We start from the raw sequence: 22,869 nt of genomic DNA, 5'->3' as shown, positions 1-22,869 counted from the left end.
TCCATGCTGGTGCTCGGCCTGACCGGCTCGATCGGCATGGGCAAGTCCACGGCGGCGCGGATGCTGAGGCGTCTGGGCGTGCCGGTCCACGACTCCGACGCGACGGTCCACCGCCTGCTGGCGCGCGGCGGGGCCGCCGTGCCACGGATCGACCGGGAGTTTCCCGGCGTGGTCCGCGACGGCGCCGTCGACCGTCAGGCGTTGGGAGCCGTGGTGTTCCGGGACACGCCGGCGCTCCGCCGGCTGGAGGCGATCCTGCACCCGCTGGTCAAGCGCTCGCAACGCCGGTTCCTGGGCCGATGCGCCGCCCGCCGTGATCCCGTCGCCGTGCTGGACATCCCGCTGCTGTTCGAGACCGGCGGCGAGCGGCGGGTCGACGCCGTCATCGTGGTCTCGGCGCCGGCCGCGATCCAGCGCGCCCGCGTCCTGGCCCGGCCCGGCATGACATCGGACAAGCTCGCCGGCATCTTGAAGCGCCAGACGCCCGACCGCGAGAAGCGCCGCCGCGCCGATTTCGTGGTGGAAACCGGCCTGGGCCGCGCGCGCACCTTGCGCGCGCTGGCCCGCGTCGTCAGATTGACGCGGGGCCGGTTGGCCAAAGGTCACGCCTCCCGTGTCTGGCCGCCCCGCTCCCCATTTTCCCCAGCCGTGAAGCAGCCCCATGCGTGAAATCATCCTCGACACCGAGACGACCGGCTTCGATCCCCTGACGGGCCACCGCATCGTGGAGATCGGCTGCGTCGAGGCGATCAATTACATCCCGACCGACAAGCAGCTCCACCTCTACATCAATCCGGAGCGCGACATGCCGGCGGAGGCGCAGGCGGTCCATGGGCTGTCGGAGGAGTTCCTGCGGGACAAGCCGGTGTTCGCCGAGGTCTGCGGCGAGTTCCTCGATTTCATCGGCGATTCGCGGCTGATCATCCACAACGCCGAATTCGACATGCGGTTCATCAACGCCGAGCTGAAGCGGCTCGGCATGCCGACGCTGCCGATGACCCGCGCGCTCGACACCGTCGCCATGGCCCGGCGCAAGTTTCCCGGCGCGCCCGCCAGCCTCGACGCCCTGTGCCGCCGTTTCAACATCGACAACTCCAACCGCACGCTGCACGGCGCCTTGCTTGACGCCCAACTGTTGGGCGAGGTCTATCTGGAACTTCAGGGCGGCCGCCAGCCGGACCTGGTGCTGGCCGGCAACCGGCGGAACGCCGATGGCGAGGAGGAGGGTCCGGCCAAGGTCGAGCGCGTCCGCCGCCAAGCCCGCGTCCACGCGCCGACCGCCGAGGAGGCCGAGGCCCACGCCGCGATGCTGGCGCAGCTGAAGAACCCGATGTGGCTGGCGGGGGCGTCCTGAACCCCGCCCCAACCCGCTCCCGATGACCGTCTTCTTCACCAGCGACAGCCATTTTAACGACCACCGCGTCATCTTCATGTATGGCAGGCCCTTCGCCTCGACCGGTCCGATGGACGAGGCGATGATCGCGCGCTGGAACGAGGTGGTCGGTCCCACCGACACGGTCTGGCATCTGGGCGATTTCGCGGTCGGGCTGCCGGAGCGCCGGGTCGACGACCTGCTGACGCGCCTGAACGGCCGCAAGCACCTGATCGCCGGCAACAACGACGCCCCGGCCGTCCTGCGGTCGGCCGGCTGGGAGGACGTCTCGGCCTATGCCGAGATCGAGGTCGAGGGAACCCGGCTGGTCATGTGCCACTACGCCTTCCGCACCTGGAACGGCATGCACCGCAAGGCGGTCAACCTGCACGGACACAGCCACGGCAAGCTGGCGCCGATGCTCCGGCAGTTCGATGTCGGCGCCGATGTCTGGAACCTGACCCCGGTGACCCTGCCGCAAATCCTCGCCAGCCGCCCTACCCGCCGGCCATCGGTTGGCAAGCCCACGAAAAAGGACGCCACACGGCGCCCTTCTCCCCCACCGGAATGACGTTTCCGCCCTACAGGATGAACTTCGACAAGTCGGCGTTCTTCGCCAAGTTGGAGACCTGGGTGCGGACATAGTCGGCGTCGATCGTGACGCTGGTGCCGCTCCGGTCGCTGGCGTTGAAGCTGATCTCCTCCAGCAGGCGCTCCATCACGGTGTGCAGCCGGCGGGCGCCGATGTTCTCGACGGACGCGTTGATCTCGGCGGCGAGGCTGGCCAACTCATCGATCGCGTCGTCCGAGAAGTCCAGATCGACCTCCTCGGTCTTCAGCAGCGCCTTGTACTGCTTGATCAGACTGGCTTCCGGCTCGGTCAGGATGCGGCGGAAGTCGTCGCGCGTCAGGGCCTTCAGCTCGACCCGGATCGGCAACCGGCCCTGAAGCTCTGGCAGCAGGTCCGACGGCTTGGCGATGTGGAAGGCGCCGGACGCGATGAACAGGATGTGGTCGGTCTTGACCGTGCCGTGCTTGGTGGCGACCGAGGTGCCCTCGATCAGCGGCAGCAGGTCGCGCTGGACACCCTCGCGGCTGACATCGGCACCGCCGCGGCCCTCGCTGCGGGCGGAGATCTTGTCGATCTCGTCCAGGAAGACGATGCCGTTCTGCTCGACCGACTGGATCGCCTCGCCGACGACCGTCTCCTGGTCCAGCAGCTTGTCCGACTCCTCGGCCATCAGCACTTCATAGCTCTCGGCGACCGACAGGCGGCGGGTCTTGGTCCGGCCACCGAACGCCTTGCCGAAAATGTCGTTCAGGTTGAGCATGCCCATCTGGGTGCCCGGCATGCCCGGCACGTCGAAGGTCGGCATGCCCGGCACGCCGGACTCGGCCACCTGGATCTCGATCTCGCGCTCGTTGAGCGTGCCCTCGCGCAGCATCTTGCGGAACTTCTGGCGCGTCTCGGGGGCGGCGTTGGTGCCGACCAGGGCGTCGAGCACGCGATCCTCGGCGCGCAGCTCGGCCTTGGAGGCCACTTCCTTCCTCAGCCGGTCCTTGGTCATGGTGATGGCGATCTCGACCAGATCGCGGATGATCTGCTCGACGTCGCGGCCGACATAGCCGACCTCGGTGAACTTGGTCGCCTCGACCTTCAGGAACGGCGCTTGGGCCAGCTTCGCCAGCCGGCGCGCGATCTCGGTCTTGCCGACGCCGGTCGGGCCGATCATCAGGATGTTCTTGGGCAGCACCTCCTCGCGCAGGCCCTCGGGCAGCTGCAGCCGGCGCCAGCGGTTGCGCAACGCGATCGCGACGGCGCGCTTGGCGTCATGCTGACCGACGATGTAGCGGTCCAGTTCCGAGACGATCTCGCGGGGGCTGAAGGAGGTTGTCATCTGCTTTTCTTCGGCTTTGACGCCTTCGGCGCCGGGTTGCCATTTGTCGGAGCGGGGAGGGGTTCCAAGGTCGGGGGGCGAACCGGATTCCTCCGACATCACATCTTCTCCACGGTGACGTTATGATTGGTGTAGACGCAGATGTCGGCGGCGATCCTCATCGCCTTGCGGGCGATCGTCTCGGCGTCCATGCCCTCGATATCGGCCAGGGCGCGGGCGGCGGCCAGCGCGTAGGTGCCGCCCGAGCCAATGCCGATCAGGCCGTCCTCGGGCTCCAGCACGTCGCCATTGCCGGTCAGCACCAAGCTGACGTTGCGGTCGGCCACCGCCATCATCGCTTCCAGCCGGCGCAGGTAGCGGTCGGTCCGCCAGTCCTTGGCCATCTCGACGCAGGCGCGGGTCAACTGGCCGGGATGCTGCTCCAGCTTCGATTCCAGCCGCTCGAACAGGGTGAAGGCGTCGGCCGTGGCGCCGGCGAAGCCGGCCATCACGTCGCCGCCGGCCAGACGCCGCACCTTGCGCGCGTTGGATTTCATCACGGTCTGTCCCATGGACACTTGGCCATCGCCCGCGATCACCACTTCGCTTCCTTTGCGGACGCACAGGATCGTGGTGCCGTGCCACTGGATCGGATCGTTTGAACTCATTGGGGTCGGGGCCTATCGCAGAAAAATACCGTCAAATGTCATAGCGCCATGTGGGGGGATATGCCGAAGGCTTCAAGGTTGGGGAGATGCCGCCGCGGAGTCGAGGTTTCCAGTATCCAGCCGCAGCCGGTCGAGCGCGTCGGCGATCGGGATGAAGAAGTTGAGGCCGGTCGACGCGTCGCCGCCGGGCATCACGCGGGCCGACACGGTCAATCCCGCGAGGTTGCCCCGCGCGTCGACCAGCGGACCGCCGCTGTTGCCGCCCTGGATGCTGGCGTCCGCCTGGATCAGCTCCAGCCCGGTCAGCCGGTCGCGCCGCATCGCGCTGACGATCCCGCGCGTCACCGTGCCGCGCAGCCGTTCCTCCAGCGGCGCCCCGACGACATAGACATCCTCGCTGACGGACAGCGGCTGGGTCCGCACCGGCAGGGCCGGCAACCCGCGGCCCTCGATCCGAACCAGGGCCACGTCGCGCGGCTTGTGGCGGCGCTCGACCTTCCCCGTGAGTGCTGTGCCGTCGGCCAGCGTGACGCGGACCCGGTCGGACTCGCCGACGACATGGTGATTGGTCAGCAGCAGGCCATCGCGGCTGACCAGCACGCCGGAGCCGTGACCGGTGCCGGTCGCGACCAGCACGGTGGCGCCGGTCACCGCCTCGACATGGTCCTGGATCGGCGTGGTGAACGGGGACCGCGTCGCCAGCCGCACGGTCTGGAGCCTCGCCGTGTCATCCAGACCGCCACGAGCCAAACCGGCGTGAGCCGGCGAAGCGGCGGGAACTGCCGGGATGGAAGCCGCTGGGACGGGCGGCGGCATCGCGATGCCGCCGCCCGTCTCCAACGCCGGCAGGGTCGAGGGTCCGTCATCGGAGGTGAACCCCACGGCGGCGAACCGGCGGTCGGCCGCCAGGTTGGCGATGGCGCTGGCGAAGGCCTGCTCGAGCGCCAGTATTCTTCCGTCCTCCGTGGCATCACCGCCGCCATGATATCCCCAGGTCGTCGCGCGCAGCACCATCCGGCGTTCGAGCCTGGAATAGACGGTCCAGTCCACCTTGACGGAGGCCTCGACGTCCTCGCCGATGATGGCGGACTGGATCAGCCATATCCCCATCTTGCGGCAGATATTCATCTTGACATCGACGACCTGCGCGGAGACCACCAACTCGGCCCTTTGCTCGTCCTCACCGGCCTCGAACAGACGGTTCGGATTGCCCGCCACGTCATAGCCGGCGGCGCTCATCTCCTCGTGGAACAGGTCGGCGACATCCTCACGGTCCATCATCGTCCTGCCGCTGGTCCAGGTGACCGGGTCGTAGGGACCCATGCACGTGAACCCAATGACATAGCCTCCAATGACGTCGCCGCGCCGCAGGCGAGCCTGCAGCTCGCCGAACCGGATCGGCACCTTGCGGCTTTGCGCGGGAGGGGTTGGCGGCTCGGCGATCTCGGTTTTCCGGACATTGACGCCGCAGCCGGAGAGGGCGGCCGCCCAGAATCCAATCCCCAGAGTTATCCACAAGCGACTCGGAGCCATGCCTGATGTCCGCCACGACCATGAAGGGACAAACCCATACCGCACTCCCGTATGCGGTGAGAACCGGATAAAGCGCCGCGTCCCACTCGAACCCGCTCCGGAGCGGTCGGGTGATCCGCCCTCCGCCCGCGACAACCCGTGCGAACCGCGGCGTCATAGCCCGCTGGCATCCCCGGTTCCTTCCTGCTAAAACCTCGCGATGGACGCACAGCCCAACAGATCCGCGCGCCAGGCCAGCCTGCGACGCGCCACCAACGAGACTCGGATCGAGGTTTCGTTGAACCTTGATGGTACCGGCCTGTACCAGATTTCCACAGGCGTCGGTTTCCTGGACCACATGCTCGAGCAGCTGTCCCGGCACAGCCTGATCGACCTCCAGGTCACGGTGGAAGGCGACCTCCATATCGACTTCCACCACACGACCGAGGACAGCGGCATCGCGATCGGCACCGCCTTCGCGCAGGCGCTGGGCGATCGAAAGGGCATCAGCCGTTACGGCGAGGCGACGATCCCGATGGACGAGACGCTGACCCGCGTGGCGCTCGACCTGTCGAACCGGCCCTACCTGATCTGGAAGGTGGCTTTCACCCGCGACAAGCTGGGGGAGATGGACACCGAGCTGTTCAAGGAGTGGTTCCAGGCCTTCGCCCAGGCCGCCGGCGTGACGCTGCACGTCGAGAACCTGTACGGCGAGAACAACCACCACATCGTGGAGAGCTGTTACAAGGCGCTGGCCCGGGCGCTCCGCGCCGCGGTCGAGATCGACCCACGCAAGGCCGACGCCGTCCCCTCCACCAAGGGCACCCTGGGCGGCACGCTGTGACGCTCCAGGCAACCGCTGGAAACTTGACCAAATGAGCGTCGCGATCGTCGACTACGGTTCAGGCAACCTCCGCTCCGCCGCCAAGGCGTTCGAGCGCGCCGCCGTCGAGGCGGGCGTCAGCGCCGCCATCACCGTGACCGACGACGCCGAGGCGGTGCGCGCGGCCGACCGCATCGTGCTTCCGGGCGTCGGCGCCTTCGCGGACTGCATGGCCGGCATCCGGGCGGTGCCCGGGCTGGTCGAGGCGATGGAGGAGGCGGTGCTCCGGCGCGGTATTCCCTTCATCGGGATCTGCGTCGGCATGCAGCTGATGGCCGAACGTGGTCTCGAATACGGTGTCCAGGAGGGTTTGGGCTGGATCAAGGGCGAGGTGGTTCCGCTGGAACCGGCGGACACGGCGCTCAAGATACCGCACATGGGCTGGAACGATTTGCGGATCGAACGGCCCGACCACCCGGCGCTGGCCGGGCTCCACGACGGCGACCACGCCTATTTCGTCCACTCCTACCGCTTCGCCTGCGCCGACCCGGCGACCGAACTGGCGAGCGTCGACTATGGCGGCCCGGTCGCCGCCGTGATCGGGCGCGACAATCTGGTCGGCACCCAGTTCCACCCGGAAAAGAGCCAAGCGGCCGGCCTCCGGCTGATCGCCAACTTCCTGCGCTGGCGGCCCTGAGGAATTTGGAGGACCAAGCGATGGGAGGACCGAACCATGGGTGACCATTCGCATGGCTGAGATGACGACAGCCGCGACGGTGGAGCGGGTCACCAAGTTCCGCTCCGCCGACCTCAACGACCTGTGCGAGGCCGCCGATCTCGCGATCCGTGACGGCGGTGGCTTCGGCTGGGTCGATCCCCCCACCCGCGACGTGATGGAGCGGTACTGGAAGGGTGTGCTGATCGTCCCCGAGCGGCACCTGTTCATCGCCCGCCTGGATGGCGTGGTGGCGGGTTCGGCCCAGTTGGTCGCCCCGCCGCGCAACAACGAGGCGCAGGCCCATTCCGCCCAGCTGACCACCTCCTTCGTGGCGCCCTGGGCGCGCGGCCATGGCCTCGCCCGCATGCTGATCCGCGCGGTCGAGGCGGCGGCGCGTGAGGCGGGTTACCGGGTGCTCAACCTGGATGTCCGCGAAACCCAGAGAGCGGCGATAGCGCTCTATGAGACGCTGGGATTCCAGCGTTGGGGCACCCATCCTCTCTATGCCAATGTGCGCGGCCAGAACCTGGCCGGTCATTTCTTCACCAAGGATCTGACCACCACCGATCTGCCGTCCGTCCAGCCCCTTACCGAAGCGCCGCCATGATTTTGTATCCCGCGATCGACCTTAAGGATGGTGCCTGCGTCCGCCTCGTCAGGGGTGAGATGGAACAGGCCACCGTGTTCAACACCGACCCGGCGGCGCAGGCCAAGTCCTTCGCCAGCCAGGGTTTCGAGTGGCTGCATCTGGTCGATCTCAATGGCGCCTTCGAGGGACGGCCGGTCAACGCCGCCGCGGTCGAGGGCGTGCTGGGCGCGGTCGCCATGCCGGTCCAGCTGGGCGGCGGCATCCGCGACCTCAAGACGATCGAGGACTGGCTGAACCGGGGTGTCCGCCGCGTCATCCTGGGCACCATCGCGGTGCGCGATCCGGAACTGGTGCGCGAGGCCTGCCGGCGCTTTCCCGGCCGGGTCGCGGTCGGCATCGACGCCCGCGACGGCTTCGTCGCGGTGGAGGGCTGGGCCAAGACCTCGACCGTCAAGGCGCTCGACCTGGCGCTGCGGTTCGAGGACGCCGGCGTCTCGGCCATCATCTACACCGACATCAACCGTGACGGTGCCATGGGCGGCGTCAACGTCGAGGCGACCGCCGATCTGGCCTTCGCCCTGACGACCCCGGTGATCGCGTCGGGCGGCGTCTCCAGCATGGCCGACCTGGAAGTCTTGAAGGAAGTCGAGCATACCGGCATCGACGGAGTCATCTGCGGCCGCGCCCTCTACGACGGCCGGATCGACCCGGCCGAGGCGCTGGCGCTGCTGTCGGCCCCCGCCGGCGGCGGCTCGGCTGGCAAGACCGGGGAAGGGATCTGAATGCTCAAGATGCGCCTGATCCCCTGCCTGGACGTCAAGGACGGCCGGGTGGTCAAAGGGGTGAACTTCGTCGACCTGATCGACGCCGGAGACCCGGTCGAACAAGCCCGGCTCTATGACCGCGAGGGCGCCGACGAACTGACCTTCCTCGACATCACGGCCAGCGTCGAGGCCCGCGACACCTTGTACGACGTGGTCCGCCGGACGGCGGAACAGGTCTTCATGCCCTTGACCGTCGGCGGTGGCGTCCGCGTGGTCGAGGACATCCGCAAGCTGCTGCTGGCTGGCGCCGACAAGGTGTCGATCAACACGGCAGCCGTGGCCAGACCCGATTTCGTGCGCGAGGCGGCCGAGAAGTTCGGCTCGCAATGCGTCGTCGTCGCGGTCGACGCCAAGTCGGTCGGTCCCGGCAAGTGGGAGGTCTTCACCCATGGCGGGCGCAACCGGACTGGCCTCGACGTGGTCGATTGGGCGCGGCGCATGGCGGAATACGGCGCCGGCGAGATCCTGCTGACCTCGATGGACCGCGACGGCACCAAGTCCGGCTTCGACATCGACCTGACCCGCGCCGTCGCCGACGCGGTGCGCGTGCCCGTCATCGCCTCGGGCGGGGTCGGCACTCTGGACCATCTGGTCGCCGGCATCCGCGACGGTCACGCGACGGCGGTGCTGGCCGCCTCGATCTTCCACTTCGGCATCTTCTCGATCTCGGAGGCCAAGGCCCACATGGCGGAGGCCGGCATCCAGGTGCGCGACGCGGCCGCGTCCGGGAGCGCCGCGGCATGAGCGGGCAGGGCGGCAACACGGCGCTGATCCTCGACCGGCTGTTCGAGACCGTCATGTCCCGCAAGGGCCAGGATCCGTCGACCTCCTACACCGCCAAGCTCTATTCGCGCGGCACGCCCAAGATCGCCCAGAAGCTGGGCGAGGAGGCGGTCGAGGCGGTGATCGAGGCGATGCGCGGCGACAAGCAGAAGCTGGCCGAGGAATCCGCCGACCTGCTCTATCACCTGATGGTGCTGTGGGCCGACATGGGGGTCAAGCCGGAGACCGTCTACGGCATCCTGGCGGAGCGGGAAGGCATCAGCGGCATCGCCGAGAAGAAGTCACGCAAGCAAGGCAGCGGGAGCAAATGATGGCCTACGATCCCAACAACATCTTCGCCAAGATCCTGCGCGGCGAGGTCCCGTCGAAGAAGGTCCACGAGGACGAGCACACCCTCGCCTTCCACGACATCAACCCGTTGACCCCGAGTCACATCCTGGTCATCCCCAAAGGGCCGTATGTCTCGTTCGACGACTTCTCGGAAAAGGCCAGCGACGCCGAGATCGCCGCCTTCACGCGCGCGATCGGCAAGGTCGCCCGAGACCATGGCTTGGCGGGCGACGGCTACCGCATCCTCGCCAATATCGGCGAGAACGCCCATCAGGAGGTTCCCCACCTGCACGTCCACATCTTCGGCGGCAAACGGCTCGGCCGCATGCTGCCGAAGGAGTGAAGGTGGATTTTACCGGGACGGTCTAGAAGACCCAGCTTAGAAGACCGCGCGGATCGCGTCGAGCGACTGGCGGGAGCTGGCGGCCAGCACGCGGCCGTCCAGCCGGGTCAGGTTGTACTCCATGCCGTCCAGGAACGACGCGGCGCCGCCGATCTCGCGGGTGACCAGGATGCCGGCGGCGTGGTCCCACGGCTTGGAACCGGTCGACAGCACGAACTGCCGCTTGCCCAGCGCTAGGTCGATATAATCCAGCGCCGAGCAGCGATGGTTGCGGATCTCACCGATGATGCCGGATTTCAGCAGCGTCGGATCGGGCTCCAGCCAGTCCGCCGCCGTCCAATAGGCCGATCCGATGGACTGGGAGAGCGGAGTGGTGCGGTCTCCCTCCAGCCGCCGTCCCTCCGACCACGCTCCGCCGCCCAAGGTCGCCGCCACCGTCACGTCGTTGATCGGGTCGTGCAGCCAGCCGGCCCGGATCTCGCCGCCGACGACATAGGCCAGGATCGTCCCGAACACCGGAACGCCTTCCGAAAAGTTCAACGTGCCGTCGACCGGGTCGATGATCCAGACCGGCTTGTCGCCCAGCAGCGCGTCCAGGGCCGACGGGTCCTTGGAGACCAGTTCCTCGCCGATCACCAGGGTGTTCGGATAGGCGGCGCCGAGCAACTCGCCCAGCATGATCTCCGCCTCGGTGTCGGCGATGGTGACGGGGTCACCCGGCGCCTTCTCGGTGACGTCGCCAGCGCCAAGGTTGCGGAAACGGGGCAGGATCTTCTCTTCCGCCGTCCGGCGGATCAGGCCGCTGACGCGGTCCAGGTCGAGCATGTCAGGCACTTTCGGCTTGTGGATGTCACGGTTGCTCGGCGATGACGATGAAGGGGTCGGGACAGCGCACCACCGACCGCGACTTCGCGGACGGCAGGATCGCCGCCGCCTCGCCGGCGGAGCAAGCCATGCCGAACACCGAGTCGGCGGGAAGGAGGGAGGTGTCGGGGGCTCCGGGGGGTGGCAGCAGGCGCTGCTCGACGCCGATCCTCGGCGCGCGCTCTGGGCGGGGCCGGTCGTCGTCGCGGCCCGGCGGGGCGACGAAGCTGCGCGGTTCCGGCTTGGCGGCAGCCGCGGCGGGGGATGCCAGGATCACCGCCAGGATCGCGGTCAGGCACAAGATGGTCGGGGATGGTGCGCTCATGGAAACCCATGATACCGCGGCGGCCGCCGATTTTCCCGTGAAGAGACGATTTCAAGCCAATTCGGTTCAGGCCATTTTAGTTCAGGCCGATTTGGCGCGCGGCGTGCTGGGCGTCATCAGGTCGCGCAGCGTGGCGATCAGCGCGTGTCCCTTGGGGGTCAGGGAGATGATCTTGCGCCGCCGCTCGCGGGGATCCTCCTCCGCCTGGACGAGATCAAGCCCCGGCTTGCCGAAGCTGTGCCACTTGCTCAGCGCCGCGACGTTGCGCGACGCCGAGGATTGCGCGATGCCGAGGCGTTCCGCCAGCTCCCGCATCGAAATGCCCTCGTTTTCCGCCAGCGTCAGGAACGACAGGGCGTATTGGATTGGCAGATCGGGGTCGAGCTTGCGGAACTCCTCCAGCACCCGCGTCAGCGAGGTGATTTCGTCATGTCGGATGCCTCCCGCCATTCAGGGCTCCTCGCGACTGGTTTGTTCGATGGGTCCAACGGGCCGGCGTGTAGATGGCGTGCCAACGGCCGACCCACAACAGCAACTCGCCGCGGTCACGCCGGACCTCGAACCAGCTCCGCTGGAACGGGGTGTCGCGACACGCCCACCGCGCATACTCCACATAGAGCTTAGGACCGCGTTTCAACGTCAGGTAAATCGGCATCACAACACCCAGGAGATCCTATCAGGAACGCGTTCGTCGCGGTGACCACACCCGCCGGCTTGAACATCGAGGCGGTGGCCGGGCGGTAAATCCCGCCTTGGTTGGTGCTTCGGTGAATGGCGAGCATGGATCGTCTCCTTGGGTGGGCTGCCTGGGATGGCGTGCCTGGAATGGCTTTCGTCTGTCGGTTCGACGCTGGCATCTATCCCGAACTTCGGGATAGATGCAACATCTTAAATCTTCCGATCTCGGATGCGTTCGAGCGTCAAAATGGCGTCGTCGGCCATGTAGCCGATGTCCTTCTTAACGTGGTCGGGCAGGTTGTGCAGCGTCGCGGCCGTCCCGGCCTCGCGCCACAGGGTCACGATCGCGCGCCAGATGCGCAACATGGCGGTATCCTCCAATCAACAAATTCGACATTGCAATACATCCGATATCGGATGTTATTTGTCAATCGCCATCGTCGATTTGGATCGCCGGATTTTCAAGGCCGCCCGGGTTCCGCGGCTTGTTTCGCGAGGTATCCGTGGATCTGGGCCACCACGGCGGCGCCTTCGCCCACAGCCGCGGCGACACGCTTGGTCGATCCCGCCCGCACGTCGCCGATCGCGAAGACGCCGGGCAGGGTGGTTTCCAGCGGCAGGCGGCCTGGCGCTCCGCCCTCGCCGCTCCCACCCGCTCCCGAGACAGCCGGTCCGGTGACGATGAAGCCGTGTCTGTCGACCTCGACCAGACCGGCCAGCCACTCCGCGTTGGGATCGGCGCCGATGAACAGGAACAGGTGCCGGATCGGACAGGTCTTGACAGCACCGGTGGCGCGGTTCCGCAGGCCGATGCCAGCCAGCCCCAGCGTCCCATCCTCCTCCAGCGAGCCGACCTCCGTCCCCGTGTGGATCTCGACATTGGGCAGCGCCGCGATCCGGTCGATCAGGTAGCGCGACATCGAGGCTTCCAAACCGGCGCCGCGAATGACGAGATGCAGGCGCTTGACCTTGGGCGCCAGGAAAACCACCGCCTGCCCGGCGGAGTTTCCCCCACCAACCAGCGCCACCTCGTCGCCCTCGCACAGTTTGGCCTCCACCGGAGAGGCCCAATAGGACACGCCGGCACCCTCGAAGACCGCCAGGTTAGGGATATCGGGCCGCCGGTAGCGGGCACCCGAGGCGACCACGACGGTCCGGGCGCCGATGGTGTCGCCATTGGAGAGTGCCAAACGATGGGTCCGCCCATCCGCCGGAATGGCGCCGCCGTGATCCAGCCGCGTCACCTCCAGCGGTATCGCCACCTCCGCGCCGAACTTCTGGGCTTGGTTATAGGCGCGGCCGGCCAGCGCCTGACCCGAGATGCCGGTGGGGAACCCCAGGTAGTTCTCGATCCGGGCCGAGGCGCCCGCTTGGCCGCCGATCGCCCGCTGGTCGAGCACCAGCACGCTCAACCCCTCCGACGCGGCGTAGACGGCGGTCGCCAGCCCGGCGGGACCGGCGCCGACCACCGCCACGTCATAGGTCTTGCCGGGATCGAGCTTGGGCGTCAGCCCGAGGCAGATGCCGGCTTCGGCGGTCGTCGGGCGCCTCAGCACGGCACCGGTCGGGCAGACCAGCAGGGGCAACTCCTCCGCCAGGATGCCGAGCCGCTCGACCAGCGCGCGGCCCTCCTCGTCGTTCGTGGCGTCCAGGGTGGTGTGCGGATAACCGTTGCGCGACAGGAACCCTTGCAGGCGGACGAGGTCGGGTTGGCCCGGCCGTCCCACCAGCACCGATCCGGAGGCCCCGCCCTCGATCAGCCCGACCCGGCGCAGGATCAAGGCGCGCATCACCACCTCGCCGACATCGGCGGATCCGATGACCAGCGCCCTGAGGTGCGCGGCGTCCAGCGGGATGGCGGTGCAGCCTTCCGGCCCGGCCCGTCCGGCGGCCAGCGAGGGCCGGCCCGCCAGCTGGCCGACCTCGCCGCTGAACTGGCCCGGCCCCTCCACCGTGATCGCCTTCTCGTGACCGAGACCGTCGCGCCGCGCCACCTCCATCGTCCCGCGCAGCACGAGCCACGCCGGGCACGCAACCTCGCCGACATCGAAGACCAGATCGCCTGGGGCGAAATCCCGCTCCGGACCGCTGGCGAAGCGCTGAGCCGTCAGGATCTGGGCGGCGTCGAGCACGGGAAACATCTGGTGGAGGCGGCTGTCGATCAGGCTCATGACGGGTCCTCGGATCGGGGGCGGTGGCGGTGGCCGCCATCAATGCCGAGGGTTGGCATACGCCGTCCAAGGTTCTTGTACGGATCGATCGGAAAAGCAGGGAGCCGGGAGGCTGTCCATTGCCTCCCGGCCCACCCTCATCGGATCCCGTCCCGCCTTACTTGACCAGGCCCAATTCGGTCAGCGTGGTCTCGATCTGCGAGCGCTCCGTCTTGAGGAAGGCGGCGAACTCGGTCGAGGGCAGGTACAGGTCGATCCAGCCGCGCTGCTTGGCCAGTTCCTTCCACTCGGCGCTGGACGTCACCTTGGTCATCAGGGCGTCGTACTCCTTGACCTCGGCCGGCTTCAGGCCGGCGGGGGCGAAGATGCCGCGCCAGTTGACGAATTCCAGGTTGATGCCCTGCTCCTTGAGGGTCGGCGTGTCGACACCCGGCAGGCGTTCGGCCGACGAGACCGCCAGCGCCCGCAGCTTGCCGGCCTGGATCTGGGGAGCGAACTCGTTATAGCCGCTGACCGCCGTGGTGATGTGCCCGCCCAGAACGGCGGCCAGCACCTCGCCGCCGCCGGCGGTGGCGACGTAGTTGACTTTCGACGGCTCGAGGCCGGCCTCCTTGGCGATCAGGCCAGCCAGGATCTGGTCGCTGCCGCCGGCCGAACCACCACCCCACGAGACCGAGCCCGGCTCGGCCTTCAGCTTGTCGAGCAGGTCCTTCAGCGACTGGATCGGACTGTTCGCCGGAACGACCAGGGCCGAATACTCGCCGGTCAGGCGGGCCAGCGGCGTCACCTGATCGAGCGTCACCGCCGATTTGTTGGTGATGATGGCGCCGACCATGATCTGGCCGCCGACCAGCAGGGTCGGGGTGCGCTTCTTGGCGGTGACGAACTGGGCGAGGCCGATGGTGCCGCCGGCGCCGGGGATGTTCACCACCTGGACGTTCGGCACCAGCTTCTGGCTCTGCAGCACCTGCTGGACGGACCGGGCGTGCTGGTCCCAGCCGCCGCCGGGTGCGGCCGGCGCGATGATCTCGAGGCTCTTGACCTCCGCCAGGGCCGGCGCCGCCGCCAGCAGGACGCCCAGGCCGATGCCGGCCAGGATGGTCCCGAGCCGCTTGGATTGATGATGTGACACGCTTGTCTCCTCCCACTTATGTCCGTTTCCGGGGCTTGCCCGCGGTCGCGCGCGAGTGCCTGATGGGGAAATACTAGCAGACTCGAACGCGGAAATACCGTGTCGGAAACATGGCCGTCCAAAGTGATAGGCCGCGCCGCTCTTCCGGATGCCCAAAAATCTGACGGGTAGCGGGAAAATTTTGTCGCGATCGAGTCCCGTGGAAGGGCTAGATTACAAGGCGCGCGGACAAGTTGACGCCAATACCCTTGTATAATTGTGGAATTACTGAAACCGTTTAGCAATTCCAAGTGTGATGCGGCGCACAGCGGACAAATGGACGGTCGAGTTTTATCGCCTCAACCTGGTTTCACCTGCCCAAAAAAGCGGCGGAAAGCCTGGGTTCTCTGATTCCAGACAGTGACTAGCACGGCAATGCGCTACGGGTTGTGCCGCCGTATTCCGTTTCTTTTGAAACCATGACGGCGGTCTTCCGAGGAGGGAGCTGATAATGACTGGTAATTCAACCCACCGAGCCCGATCCCGTGCCGTCTGGCTGGCCGGCGCGGTTGTCGCCTTGGCAGCCGGCATCGGCGCCTACGGCTATTTCAACACCACACATCCGGCGGCGGCCCAGACCGCGGCGCCACCCCCACCGCCGGTCACGGTTTCCAAACCGCTGCGCCGCGAACTGATCGAGTGGGACGAATTCACCGGGCAATTCTCGGCCGTCGACTCGGTCGAGATCCGCGCCCGCGTCAGTGGATATCTCGAGTCGGTCCATTTCCAGGACGGCCAGTTGGTCCAGAAGGGCCAACTTCTGTTCGTGATCGATCCCCGGCCGTTCGAGGCCGCGGCGGCGTCCGCCCGGGCGCAGCTGGCCCAGGCGACCGCCCGGCTCGACCTCGCCAACCAGCAGCTCGCCCGCGCCGCGTCGCTCCGCCAGCGCGACGTGCTGTCCGGCAGCGTCTATGACGAGCGCATCCAGGAGGCGCGGGTCGCCACGGCGGGCATCGAGGTCGCCAAATCGGCCGTTCGAACCGCCGAACTGGACCTGGAGTTCACCCGCGTGATGGCGCCGGTCAGCGGCCGGATCAGCCGGCGCGAGGTCAGCGTCGGCAATCTGATCGCCGGCGGCGCCGGCGGCACGCCGACCCTGTTGACCACCATCGTCTCGCTCGATCCCATCCGCTTCGATTTCGACATGAGCGAGGGCGATTTCCTGGCCTACCAGCGCGCCACCGCCAAGGGCCTGCTGCTCCAGCAGCGCGACGGCGGCGTCAAGGTCCAGGCGCGGCTGTTCGACGAGCGCGACTGGCCGCTGGAAGGCCACATCGACTTCATCGACAACCGGGTCGACCGCGGCGCTGGCACCATCCGGGCGCGCGCCGTGTTCCCCAACCCCAATCTGATGCTGACGCCGGGCCAGTTCGGCCGGCTGCGGCTGCCCGGTTCCGAGCTGTACACCGCCACCCTGCTGCCCGACAGCGCCATCGTCAGCGACCAGTCCAACAAGATCGTCCTGACCGTGGCGGAGGACGGCACCGTGGTGCCCAAGCTGGTCCGGCCCGGCCCGATGGAGAACGGGCTGCGGATCATCCGCTCGGGTCTCGATCCCGACGACCGCGTCATCATCAGCGGCATCGTCCGCGCCCGGCCAGGCACCAAGGTCACCCCCCAGCCCGGTGAGATCCAGGCGGCGGAGGCTCGGCCGTGAAGCTGTCGCATCTCTTCATCGAGCGGCCGATCTTCGCGACGGTCCTCTCGATCCTGATCACCCTGATCGGCGGCTTCGCCTATTTCACCCTGCCGGTGGCGCAGTATCCCGAGATCGCGCCGCCGACCATCGTGGTCAACGCCAACTATCCCGGAGCCTCCGCCGAGGTCGTCGCCAACACGCTGGCCGCCCCGCTGGAGCAGGAGATCAACGGCGTCGAGAACATGCTGTACATGTCCTCGCAGTCGACCGGCGACGGTAGGCTGGCCCTGACCATCAGCTTCGCGCTGGGCACCAACCTGGACACCGCCCAGGTGCTGGTCCAGAACCGCGTCGCGGTGGCCGAACCGCGCCTGCCGGAGGAGGTCCGGCGTCTGGGCGTCACGGTCAGGAAGAACTCGCCCGACATGCTGATGGTGATCCATCTCAGCTCGCCGGACGAGTCGCGCGACCAGCTCTACATCTCCAACTACGCGACGCTCCAGGTGAGGGACGTGCTGGCCCGGCTGGATGGCGTCGGCGACGTCCAGGTGTTCGGCGCCCGCGACTACGCCATGCGGATCTGGCTCGATCCGGACCGGATCGCCAGCCGGAACATGACGGCCGGCGAGGTGGTCGCGGCCCTGCGCTCGCAGAACGTCCAGGTGGCGTCCGGCGTGCTCAACCAGCCTCCCGTCCCCAATCCGGGCGCGTTCCAGCTCAACGTCGAGACGCTGGGCCGGCTGATCGATCCCCGGCAGTTCTCCGATATCGTCGTGCGCAACGACCCCGACGGACGGGTCACCCGCATCCGCGATATCGGACGTGTCGAGCTGGCGGCGCAGGACTATGGCACCAACGGCTATCTGGACGAGCGGCCCGCCGTTCCCCTGCTGATCTTCCAGCGGCCCGGCTCCAACGCGCTGGCGACCGCCGAGCTGATCCAGGCGAACATGGTGGAGCTGGCGAAGTCGTTCCCCGTCGGGCTACGCTACGACATCGTCTACAATCCGACCGAGTTCATCGCCGAATCGGTCAACGAGGTGATCAAGACGATCTTCGAGGCGGTCGTCCTGGTCATCGTCGTCGTGATCCTGTTCCTCCAGACCTGGCGGGCCTCGATCATCCCGATCCTCGCGATCCCGGTATCGCTGATCGGCACCTTCACCGTGCTGGCGGCGCTGGGCTATTCGCTCAACACCCTGTCGCTGTTCGGTCTGGTGCTGGCGATCGGCATCGTGGTCGACGACGCCATCGTGGTGGTCGAGAACGTCGAGCGGAACCTACGGCAGGGCATGAATCCTCGCGAGGCCGCCCACCGCACCATGGACGAGGTCGGCGGCGCCTTGATCGCCATCGCGCTGGTGCTGACGGCGGTGTTCATCCCGGCCGCCTTCGTCGCCGGCATCTCCGGCCAGTTCTTCCGCCAGTTCGCCGTCACGATCGCGGCGGCGACGGTGATCTCCTGCTTCGTGTCGCTGACGCTCAGCCCGGCGCTCTGCGCCATCCTGTTCAAACCTCATGACCACGAGGAGCACGGGAAGGCCTCGCCGCTGATGCGGCCGATCAACGCCTTCTTCAGGGGCTTCAACCGGCTGTTCGACCGGCTATCCGGAGGCTACGGCGGCATGACGCGGAAGCTGGTCCGGCTGCCGCTGCTGGTGCTGGCGGTCTACGGCGTGCTGATCGGCGTCACGGGGTGGCAGTTCAACCGGGCGCCGACCGGCTTCATCCCGACCCAGGACCAGGGCTACCTGATCACCGTCATCCAGTTGCCGCCCGGGGCCTCCCTGGACCGGACCGACGCGGTGGTGCGCGAGGCGACCAAGATCATCCTGGGGACCGAGGGCGTCGACCACGCCGTGCCGTTCGCCGGGTTCGACGGCGCCACCTTCACCAACGCGTCCAACGCCGGCGCCATCTTCGCCGCGATGGCTCCCTTCGCGGAGCGCCTGCCCAAGGGCCTGACCGCCGATCATATCCAGCAGGAGCTGATGGGCCGGCTCAGCGGCATCCAGGACGCCTTCATCATCACCGTCCCGCCGCCGCCCGTCCGTGGCATCGGCAATTCCGGCGGCTTCAAGATGATGGTCCAGGACATGCGGGGCAGGGGTCTGAAGTCGCTGGAGGAGGCGACCCAGGAGATCGTCGGCGCCGCCAACACGACGCCTGGCCTGGTTGGGGTCTTCTCCCTGTTCAACACCTCGACGCCCCGGATCTTCGCCGACATCGACCGGCTGCGCGCCCAGATGCTGGGCGTCTCCGCCGATCGCGTGTTCGAGACCCTGGAGGTCTATCTCGGCTCCACCTTCGTCAACGAGTTCAACTTCCTCGGCCGGACCTACAGGGTCACGGCTCAGGCCGACGGCGGCTATCGCGACGAACCACGCGACATCGCCAACCTCAAGACCCGCAACGACCGGGGCGAGATGGTGCCGATCGGCTCGGTCGCGGAACTGAAGGACACGACCGGCCCCTACCGCGTCACCCGATACAACCTCTACCAGTCCACCGAGATCCAGGGGAACACGATGCCGGGCTTCTCCACCGGTTTCGGCCTGGACGCGATGGAGCGGATCGCGGCGGAGAAGCTGCCCGACGGCTTCGGCTACGCCTGGACCGAACTGGCGTTCCAGGAGCGGGGCGCCGGCGACAGCGGGTTGCTGATCTTCGGCATGTCGGTCGTGTTCGTCTTCCTGCTGCTCGCGGCCCAGTACGAGAGCTGGACGCTGCCGTTCTCGGTCATCCTGATCGTGCCGATGTGCCTGCTGGCCGCCGTCACCGGCCTGCTGATCGGCGGCTTGGCGGTCGACGTCCTGGCCCAGGTCGGCTTCGTCGTCCTGGTCGGTCTGGCGGCCAAGAACGCGATCCTGATCGTCGAGTTCGCCAAGCAGGCGGAGGACGAGGGGATGAACCGGTTCGACGCGGCGGTCGAGGCGGCGCGCACCCGCCTGCGGCCGATCCTGATGACCTCCCTGGCGTTCATCCTGGGCGTCGTGCCGCTGATGATCGCCGAGGGCGCCGGCGCCGAGATGCGGCGCTCGCTCGGCACGGCGGTGTTCTCCGGCATGCTGGGGGTCACGTTCTTCGGCCTGATCTTCACGCCGGTGTTCTACACGGTCATGCGGAAGTTCGCCAAGAAGCGCCGGGAGGCGACGCCACCGCCATCGGCGGCCCCCGCTCCGGCGGAATAACGGCCGCCGAATAGGGGACGCTGGTCAGTTCGAGACCAGCAGACGCAGCCCGAGGCCCGCGAGGACGACGCCCAGCGTCGCCTCCAGGCCTCGGCGCAGGCGGCGGTACACCACCGCCACCGCGTCGGCGGACAGGGCCACCGCCAGCATCGTGTGCCAGCCCAGCGACAGCAGGACGGCGCCGGCCACCGCGATCACGCCGATCACGGCCGGCGTCTCCGGCGTCATGAACACGCTGGTCAGCGACACCCAGAAGACGCCCGCCTTCGGGTTCAGCAGCATCAGCCCAAAGCCCCGCAGGATGCCGCCGCCAGTCGAGAACGGCCCCGGTTCCGAGGACGGTTCCGGGAGGGCTTCGTCGCCGTTCCCATTCCGCCGGACCGCGGCGCGGATCGACAGGAACGCCAGGTAGATCAGGAACAGCCCGCCGCCCATGCGGAGCGCCACGCCGATCCACGGATACCGCGTCGCCAGCATCGCCACGCCGAACACGGCGCCGAAACCCCAGACAGCCTCGCCGATCGCCATCCCGAACGCGACCCTGACGGCGGCGGCGCGTCCCCGCTGGATCGCGGTTCCCAGCAGCACGGCGAAGTTCGGCCCGGGACTGACCAGGGCCAGGACGAAGGCGGCCCAGAACGCGGTGAGCAGGGAAGCGGCGAGCATGGAACGTTACTCCGGACGAGGGGAAAGCCGTCAAACCTGCGGGTCGGTATCCTTGGCCGAGCGGCGCAGGTTCTCGATCAGCACGTTGATCAGTTGCACCAGCAGCGGATCGGCCCGGTTGATGGTCTGGCGCAGCACGCTGGCCGGCATCTCCAGCAACCGCGTCTCCGCCGACGCGCTGGCGTTGGCCATGCGCGGCTGCCGGTTGAGGATCGCCATCTCGCCGAACAACCCGCCGGTCCCGACCTCGCCCAGCACCCGCTTGTCATCCTCGGTCCCGGTCCAGATGATCACCGAGCCCCGCTCGACCAGGTACAGGAACTCGCCGGAATCCCCCTTCTGGAAGATCAGGTCACCGGGTTCGTATTGCTTGTGCTGGAAGGTCGCGGCCATCGGGAACGTCCGTAGCGATTCGGTCATCGGGCATGATGAGGCGAGGCGGACTGTGCAACAGCGGCGGTGTGGGCGCAAGTCGGGTGGTGGGTCAATCCGGACGGTCGGGCCCGCCGCCGTCGCCTCCGTCGACGTGGAGCGCGAAGCCGGTTTCGCCTGGATGGCCAAGCCCAGGCCGCAGCCGCATGCTCGGGATCAGGTAATCGCCCCCGTTCTGCCGTCGATAGGGAATGGGAGCGGTCGTGGCCAGCGTCCGCATCCTCTCCCGGAGGCGTTCCGCGACGAGGTCGAAGCCAGCCTCGTCGAGCCGGTCGACCTTGTGGGCGACGAAGGGTGGAAGCATGTCGTAGCCGGGATAGAACAGGATGCCGTGGTTGATCGGGAAAAGGAGATCGTCGATCGGTCCATTGATCCCCCGGGGGGAATAATGCTCCTCCCAGCCGCCCGTCGTCACGATCAGCATCGCCCGCTTGCCCGCCAGGCTGCCCTCGCCGTACCGGTCGCCCCACCGGGTGGCGCTGTGCTCGCCCACGCCATAGGCGAAGCCATGGGAATATACCCGGTCGACCCATCCCTTGAGGATCGCCGGCATGGTGAACCACCACAGCGGAAACTGAAGGATCAGGGTATCCGCCCACATCAACTTCTCCTGCTCCGCCAGGACGTCCGCGGTCAGCGCGCCGGTGGCGAACGCCTCGCCCGAGGCGGCCGCCGGTCTCAACCGCGCGTCGGGTGCCAGCGCGGGAAAGTCGGCGCGGTCGATCGCCGATTTCCAGCCATCGGCGTGGAGGTCCGAGACGCGCACCTCATGGCCTTGGGCCTCCAACTCCCCGACGGCCACGCGACGGAGCGCGCCATTGAGGGAACCCGGTTCGGGATGGGCGAAGACAAGCAGGATTTTCACGGGCCGTTTCCTGATGGTGTGGACCAACCATCAGCTACACGAGACCGGTACCGCGCGCCATATGGGGACAATGGATAAGATCATGCCGAAAAATGGATAGATCGAATATCACGCTCGACCGGATGCGGACCTTCGTGCGCGTGGCGGAACGTGGCAGCCTGTCGGCGGTCGCGCGGGAGCTTCGGATCGGGCAGGCGACGGTCACGCGGCATCTGCGCGAACTCGAGGAGGCGGTCGGCGTTCCGCTGCTCAGCAGGACGACCCGCCGCCTCGCGATGACCGAGGAGGGCAGCCGCTATTACGAGAACAGCATCCAGATCCTGCGCCTCGTCGAGCGGGCCGCCGACGAGGCGCGGGGCGAGCGGGGGGCGTCCGCCGGCTCGATCCGGGTATCCTGCTCGGCCGCCATCGGGGTCTTGCATGTCAGCCGGCTGATCTTCGCGTTCCAGGACCTTTATCCCGAGATCGGCGTCGACCTCAACTTGACCGACGAGCGCGTCGATCTCGTGCGGGAGGGTGTCGATCTGGCCCTCCGCCTGGGACCGCTCGCGGATAGCTCCCTCAAGCTTCGGGTTTTGGGGCAAAGCCAGCGAATTCTCGTGGCGGCGCCTGGCTATCTGGCGGAGCGTGGAACACCCCTGTCACCGGGGGACCTGTCCCCGCACGAGGGGATCCGGATGTCGAACGTGGCGGGAAGCGACATCCTCACCCTGCGGGGACCCGATGGCCAAAGCCACATGGCGCCTTTTGGCGGCCGCCTCCGGCTCGACCATGGCCTCGCCGCGCGCGAAGCCCTCGTGGCCGGGCGGGGGATCGCGCCCGCTCATCGATGGCTGGTCGACGATCTCCTGGAGTCCGGCAAGCTCGCGCCGATCCTGACGGACTATGCGCTGCCTTCCGTGCCGCTGAGCATGCTGATCGTTCCGGAGCGGGCGAGCGTCGCCCGGGTTCGGTTGCTGATCGATTTCCTCACCGACCGGAGCGGTTCCATTCCCGGGCTGGTGAAATGACGGCGGGCCGGATCGCGC

Annotated in this window: 25 protein-coding genes; 13 read left to right on the top strand and 12 right to left on the bottom strand. The window is 67.7% G+C overall.

Annotated elements, in window-relative coordinates; translation table 11 throughout:
- Nucleotides 1–3 precede the first annotated feature (3 nt).
- Genes coaE through N825_RS12030 form a run of 3 tightly spaced genes read left to right on the top strand, consistent with a single transcriptional unit; the run spans nt 4 to nt 1,943 of the window.
- Nucleotides 4–669, top strand: a complete 666-nt coding sequence (coaE, locus tag N825_RS12040) for a dephospho-CoA kinase (RefSeq protein WP_037451510.1) — start codon at nt 4–6, stop codon at nt 667–669.
- Nucleotides 662–1,354 (top strand): DNA polymerase III subunit epsilon, encoded by a 693-nt coding sequence (dnaQ, locus tag N825_RS12035; protein ID WP_037451507.1) that lies wholly within the window; start codon nt 662–664, stop codon nt 1,352–1,354. The genes coaE and dnaQ overlap by 8 nt, the downstream gene beginning before the upstream one ends.
- Before the next feature lie 22 nt (nt 1,355–1,376).
- On the top strand, nt 1,377–1,943 hold the full coding sequence (locus tag N825_RS12030) for a metallophosphoesterase family protein (RefSeq protein WP_051512130.1): 567 nt from the start codon (nt 1,377–1,379) through the stop codon (nt 1,941–1,943).
- A gap of 10 nt (nt 1,944–1,953) precedes the next feature.
- Here the strand turns inward: N825_RS12030 and hslU are convergent, their stop codons facing one another.
- From hslU to N825_RS36455, 3 genes are all read right to left on the bottom strand, one after another.
- Nucleotides 1,954–3,270 carry an ATP-dependent protease ATPase subunit HslU gene (gene hslU / locus N825_RS12025; RefSeq protein WP_037451797.1) on the bottom strand — a complete coding sequence of 439 codons (1,317 nt, stop codon included), beginning with the start codon at nt 3,268–3,270 and terminating at the stop codon, nt 1,954–1,956.
- A 98-nt stretch (nt 3,271–3,368) separates the two neighbouring features.
- Entirely contained in the window at nt 3,369–3,917 is a 549-nt protein-coding gene (hslV, locus tag N825_RS12020; protein ID WP_037451504.1) for an ATP-dependent protease subunit HslV, read from the bottom strand.
- Nucleotides 3,918–3,989: 72 nt separating this feature from the next.
- On the bottom strand, nt 3,990–5,450 hold the full coding sequence (locus N825_RS36455) for a trypsin-like peptidase domain-containing protein (RefSeq protein WP_084164663.1): 1,461 nt from the start codon (nt 5,448–5,450) through the stop codon (nt 3,990–3,992).
- Nucleotides 5,451–5,649: 199 nt separating this feature from the next.
- On the opposite strand from N825_RS36455, the gene hisB reads away from it, so the two are divergent.
- From hisB to N825_RS11980, 7 genes are read left to right on the top strand one after another with little or no spacing between them, the layout of a single operon-like run.
- Entirely contained in the window at nt 5,650–6,273 is a 624-nt protein-coding gene (gene hisB / locus N825_RS12010) for an imidazoleglycerol-phosphate dehydratase HisB (protein WP_037451502.1), read from the top strand.
- Nucleotides 6,274–6,304: 31 nt separating this feature from the next.
- Nucleotides 6,305–6,949, top strand: coding sequence for an imidazole glycerol phosphate synthase subunit HisH (gene hisH / locus N825_RS12005; RefSeq protein ID WP_037451499.1), 645 nt, complete (start codon nt 6,305–6,307; stop codon nt 6,947–6,949).
- Between the two features lie 52 nt (nt 6,950–7,001).
- The gene (locus N825_RS12000) at nt 7,002–7,577 is read left to right on the top strand and encodes a GNAT family N-acetyltransferase (protein ID WP_037451496.1); all 576 of its coding nucleotides are present in this window, start codon (nt 7,002–7,004) and stop codon (nt 7,575–7,577) included.
- A complete protein-coding gene (gene hisA, locus N825_RS11995; protein WP_037451494.1) occupies nt 7,574–8,341 on the top strand; it encodes a 1-(5-phosphoribosyl)-5-[(5-phosphoribosylamino)methylideneamino]imidazole-4-carboxamide isomerase in 768 nt (255 codons plus the stop codon). The genes N825_RS12000 and hisA overlap by 4 nt, the downstream gene beginning before the upstream one ends.
- Entirely contained in the window at nt 8,342–9,127 is a 786-nt protein-coding gene (gene hisF / locus N825_RS11990; protein ID WP_037451491.1) for an imidazole glycerol phosphate synthase subunit HisF, read from the top strand.
- The gene (locus N825_RS11985; RefSeq protein ID WP_037451488.1) at nt 9,124–9,477 is read left to right on the top strand and encodes a phosphoribosyl-ATP diphosphatase; all 354 of its coding nucleotides are present in this window, start codon (nt 9,124–9,126) and stop codon (nt 9,475–9,477) included. The genes hisF and N825_RS11985 overlap by 4 nt, the downstream gene beginning before the upstream one ends.
- Nucleotides 9,477–9,839, top strand: a complete 363-nt coding sequence (locus N825_RS11980) for a histidine triad nucleotide-binding protein (protein ID WP_037451791.1) — start codon at nt 9,477–9,479, stop codon at nt 9,837–9,839. The genes N825_RS11985 and N825_RS11980 overlap by 1 nt, the downstream gene beginning before the upstream one ends.
- Nucleotides 9,840–9,875: 36 nt before the next feature.
- Here N825_RS11980 and N825_RS11975 read toward each other — a convergent pair whose 3' ends face one another.
- The 6 genes from N825_RS11975 to N825_RS11955 form a co-directional block, all read right to left on the bottom strand.
- Nucleotides 9,876–10,664: an inositol monophosphatase family protein gene (locus tag N825_RS11975; RefSeq protein WP_037451485.1), complete on the bottom strand. Its 789-nt coding sequence runs from the start codon at nt 10,662–10,664 to the stop codon at nt 9,876–9,878.
- A 25-nt stretch (nt 10,665–10,689) separates the two neighbouring features.
- Nucleotides 10,690–11,028, bottom strand: a complete 339-nt coding sequence (locus N825_RS11970) for a hypothetical protein (protein WP_037451482.1) — start codon at nt 11,026–11,028, stop codon at nt 10,690–10,692.
- Nucleotides 11,029–11,109: 81 nt separating this feature from the next.
- Nucleotides 11,110–11,478, bottom strand: coding sequence for a MarR family winged helix-turn-helix transcriptional regulator (locus N825_RS11965; RefSeq protein ID WP_037451479.1), 369 nt, complete (start codon nt 11,476–11,478; stop codon nt 11,110–11,112).
- 438 nt (nt 11,479–11,916) lie between these two features.
- Nucleotides 11,917–12,072, bottom strand: a complete 156-nt coding sequence (locus tag N825_RS38865; RefSeq protein ID WP_157619130.1) for a hypothetical protein — start codon at nt 12,070–12,072, stop codon at nt 11,917–11,919.
- 95 nt (nt 12,073–12,167) lie between these two features.
- Nucleotides 12,168–13,877: an FAD-dependent oxidoreductase gene (locus N825_RS11960; RefSeq protein WP_037451477.1), complete on the bottom strand. Its 1,710-nt coding sequence runs from the start codon at nt 13,875–13,877 to the stop codon at nt 12,168–12,170.
- Nucleotides 13,878–14,034: 157 nt separating this feature from the next.
- Nucleotides 14,035–15,009: a tripartite tricarboxylate transporter substrate binding protein gene (locus N825_RS11955; RefSeq protein ID WP_051512124.1), complete on the bottom strand. Its 975-nt coding sequence runs from the start codon at nt 15,007–15,009 to the stop codon at nt 14,035–14,037.
- Between the two features lie 490 nt (nt 15,010–15,499).
- On the opposite strand from N825_RS11955, the gene N825_RS11950 reads away from it, so the two are divergent.
- Together N825_RS11950 and N825_RS11945 are read left to right on the top strand one after the other, a co-directional pair.
- Entirely contained in the window at nt 15,500–16,705 is a 1,206-nt protein-coding gene (locus N825_RS11950) for an efflux RND transporter periplasmic adaptor subunit (protein WP_037451475.1), read from the top strand.
- Nucleotides 16,702–19,878 (top strand): efflux RND transporter permease subunit, encoded by a 3,177-nt coding sequence (locus N825_RS11945; RefSeq protein WP_037451473.1) that lies wholly within the window; start codon nt 16,702–16,704, stop codon nt 19,876–19,878. Before N825_RS11950 ends, N825_RS11945 begins: the two co-directional genes overlap by 4 nt.
- Before the next feature lie 24 nt (nt 19,879–19,902).
- On the opposite strand, the gene N825_RS11940 is transcribed toward N825_RS11945, so the two are convergent.
- The 3 genes from N825_RS11940 to N825_RS11930 form a co-directional block, all read right to left on the bottom strand.
- On the bottom strand, nt 19,903–20,544 hold the full coding sequence (locus N825_RS11940) for a LysE family translocator (RefSeq protein ID WP_037451471.1): 642 nt from the start codon (nt 20,542–20,544) through the stop codon (nt 19,903–19,905).
- A gap of 30 nt (nt 20,545–20,574) precedes the next feature.
- Nucleotides 20,575–20,937 (bottom strand): cyclic nucleotide-binding domain-containing protein, encoded by a 363-nt coding sequence (locus N825_RS11935; RefSeq protein WP_198038297.1) that lies wholly within the window; start codon nt 20,935–20,937, stop codon nt 20,575–20,577.
- Nucleotides 20,938–21,028: 91 nt separating this feature from the next.
- Nucleotides 21,029–21,841, bottom strand: coding sequence for an NAD(P)H-dependent oxidoreductase (locus N825_RS11930; protein ID WP_037451787.1), 813 nt, complete (start codon nt 21,839–21,841; stop codon nt 21,029–21,031).
- A 92-nt stretch (nt 21,842–21,933) separates the two neighbouring features.
- Here N825_RS11930 and N825_RS11925 point away from each other — a divergent pair, with 92 nt between their 5' ends.
- Nucleotides 21,934–22,851, top strand: coding sequence for a LysR family transcriptional regulator (locus tag N825_RS11925; RefSeq protein WP_037451465.1), 918 nt, complete (start codon nt 21,934–21,936; stop codon nt 22,849–22,851).
- Nucleotides 22,852–22,869 lie beyond the last annotated feature (18 nt).

It is taken from the genome of Skermanella stibiiresistens SB22 (genome assembly GCF_000576635.1).
Classification (GTDB): domain Bacteria; phylum Pseudomonadota; class Alphaproteobacteria; order Azospirillales; family Azospirillaceae; genus Skermanella; species Skermanella stibiiresistens.
The sequence above is the reverse complement of the archived record's forward strand: the minus strand, read 5'-3'. Positions and strand labels throughout refer to the sequence as shown.

Coding starts and splice junctions, on each gene's coding strand:
- coaE (WP_037451510.1), top strand. CDS start 4: ATGCTGGTGCTCGGCCTGACCGGCTCGATCGGCATGGGCAAGTCCACG.
- dnaQ (WP_037451507.1), top strand. CDS start 662: ATGCGTGAAATCATCCTCGACACCGAGACGACCGGCTTCGATCCCCTG.
- N825_RS12030 (WP_051512130.1), top strand. CDS start 1,377: ATGACCGTCTTCTTCACCAGCGACAGCCATTTTAACGACCACCGCGTC.
- hslU (WP_037451797.1), bottom strand. CDS start 3,270: ATGACAACCTCCTTCAGCCCCCGCGAGATCGTCTCGGAACTGGACCGC.
- hslV (WP_037451504.1), bottom strand. CDS start 3,917: ATGAGTTCAAACGATCCGATCCAGTGGCACGGCACCACGATCCTGTGC.
- N825_RS36455 (WP_084164663.1), bottom strand. CDS start 5,450: ATGGCTCCGAGTCGCTTGTGGATAACTCTGGGGATTGGATTCTGGGCG.
- hisB (WP_037451502.1), top strand. CDS start 5,650: ATGGACGCACAGCCCAACAGATCCGCGCGCCAGGCCAGCCTGCGACGC.
- hisH (WP_037451499.1), top strand. CDS start 6,305: ATGAGCGTCGCGATCGTCGACTACGGTTCAGGCAACCTCCGCTCCGCC.
- N825_RS12000 (WP_037451496.1), top strand. CDS start 7,002: ATGGCTGAGATGACGACAGCCGCGACGGTGGAGCGGGTCACCAAGTTC.
- hisA (WP_037451494.1), top strand. CDS start 7,574: ATGATTTTGTATCCCGCGATCGACCTTAAGGATGGTGCCTGCGTCCGC.
- hisF (WP_037451491.1), top strand. CDS start 8,342: ATGCTCAAGATGCGCCTGATCCCCTGCCTGGACGTCAAGGACGGCCGG.
- N825_RS11985 (WP_037451488.1), top strand. CDS start 9,124: ATGAGCGGGCAGGGCGGCAACACGGCGCTGATCCTCGACCGGCTGTTC.
- N825_RS11980 (WP_037451791.1), top strand. CDS start 9,477: ATGGCCTACGATCCCAACAACATCTTCGCCAAGATCCTGCGCGGCGAG.
- N825_RS11975 (WP_037451485.1), bottom strand. CDS start 10,664: ATGCTCGACCTGGACCGCGTCAGCGGCCTGATCCGCCGGACGGCGGAA.
- N825_RS11970 (WP_037451482.1), bottom strand. CDS start 11,028: ATGAGCGCACCATCCCCGACCATCTTGTGCCTGACCGCGATCCTGGCG.
- N825_RS11965 (WP_037451479.1), bottom strand. CDS start 11,478: ATGGCGGGAGGCATCCGACATGACGAAATCACCTCGCTGACGCGGGTG.
- N825_RS38865 (WP_157619130.1), bottom strand. CDS start 12,072: ATGTTGCGCATCTGGCGCGCGATCGTGACCCTGTGGCGCGAGGCCGGG.
- N825_RS11960 (WP_037451477.1), bottom strand. CDS start 13,877: ATGAGCCTGATCGACAGCCGCCTCCACCAGATGTTTCCCGTGCTCGAC.
- N825_RS11950 (WP_037451475.1), top strand. CDS start 15,500: ATGACTGGTAATTCAACCCACCGAGCCCGATCCCGTGCCGTCTGGCTG.
- N825_RS11940 (WP_037451471.1), bottom strand. CDS start 20,544: ATGCTCGCCGCTTCCCTGCTCACCGCGTTCTGGGCCGCCTTCGTCCTG.
- N825_RS11935 (WP_198038297.1), bottom strand. CDS start 20,937: ATGGCCGCGACCTTCCAGCACAAGCAATACGAACCCGGTGACCTGATC.
- N825_RS11925 (WP_037451465.1), top strand. CDS start 21,934: ATGGATAGATCGAATATCACGCTCGACCGGATGCGGACCTTCGTGCGC.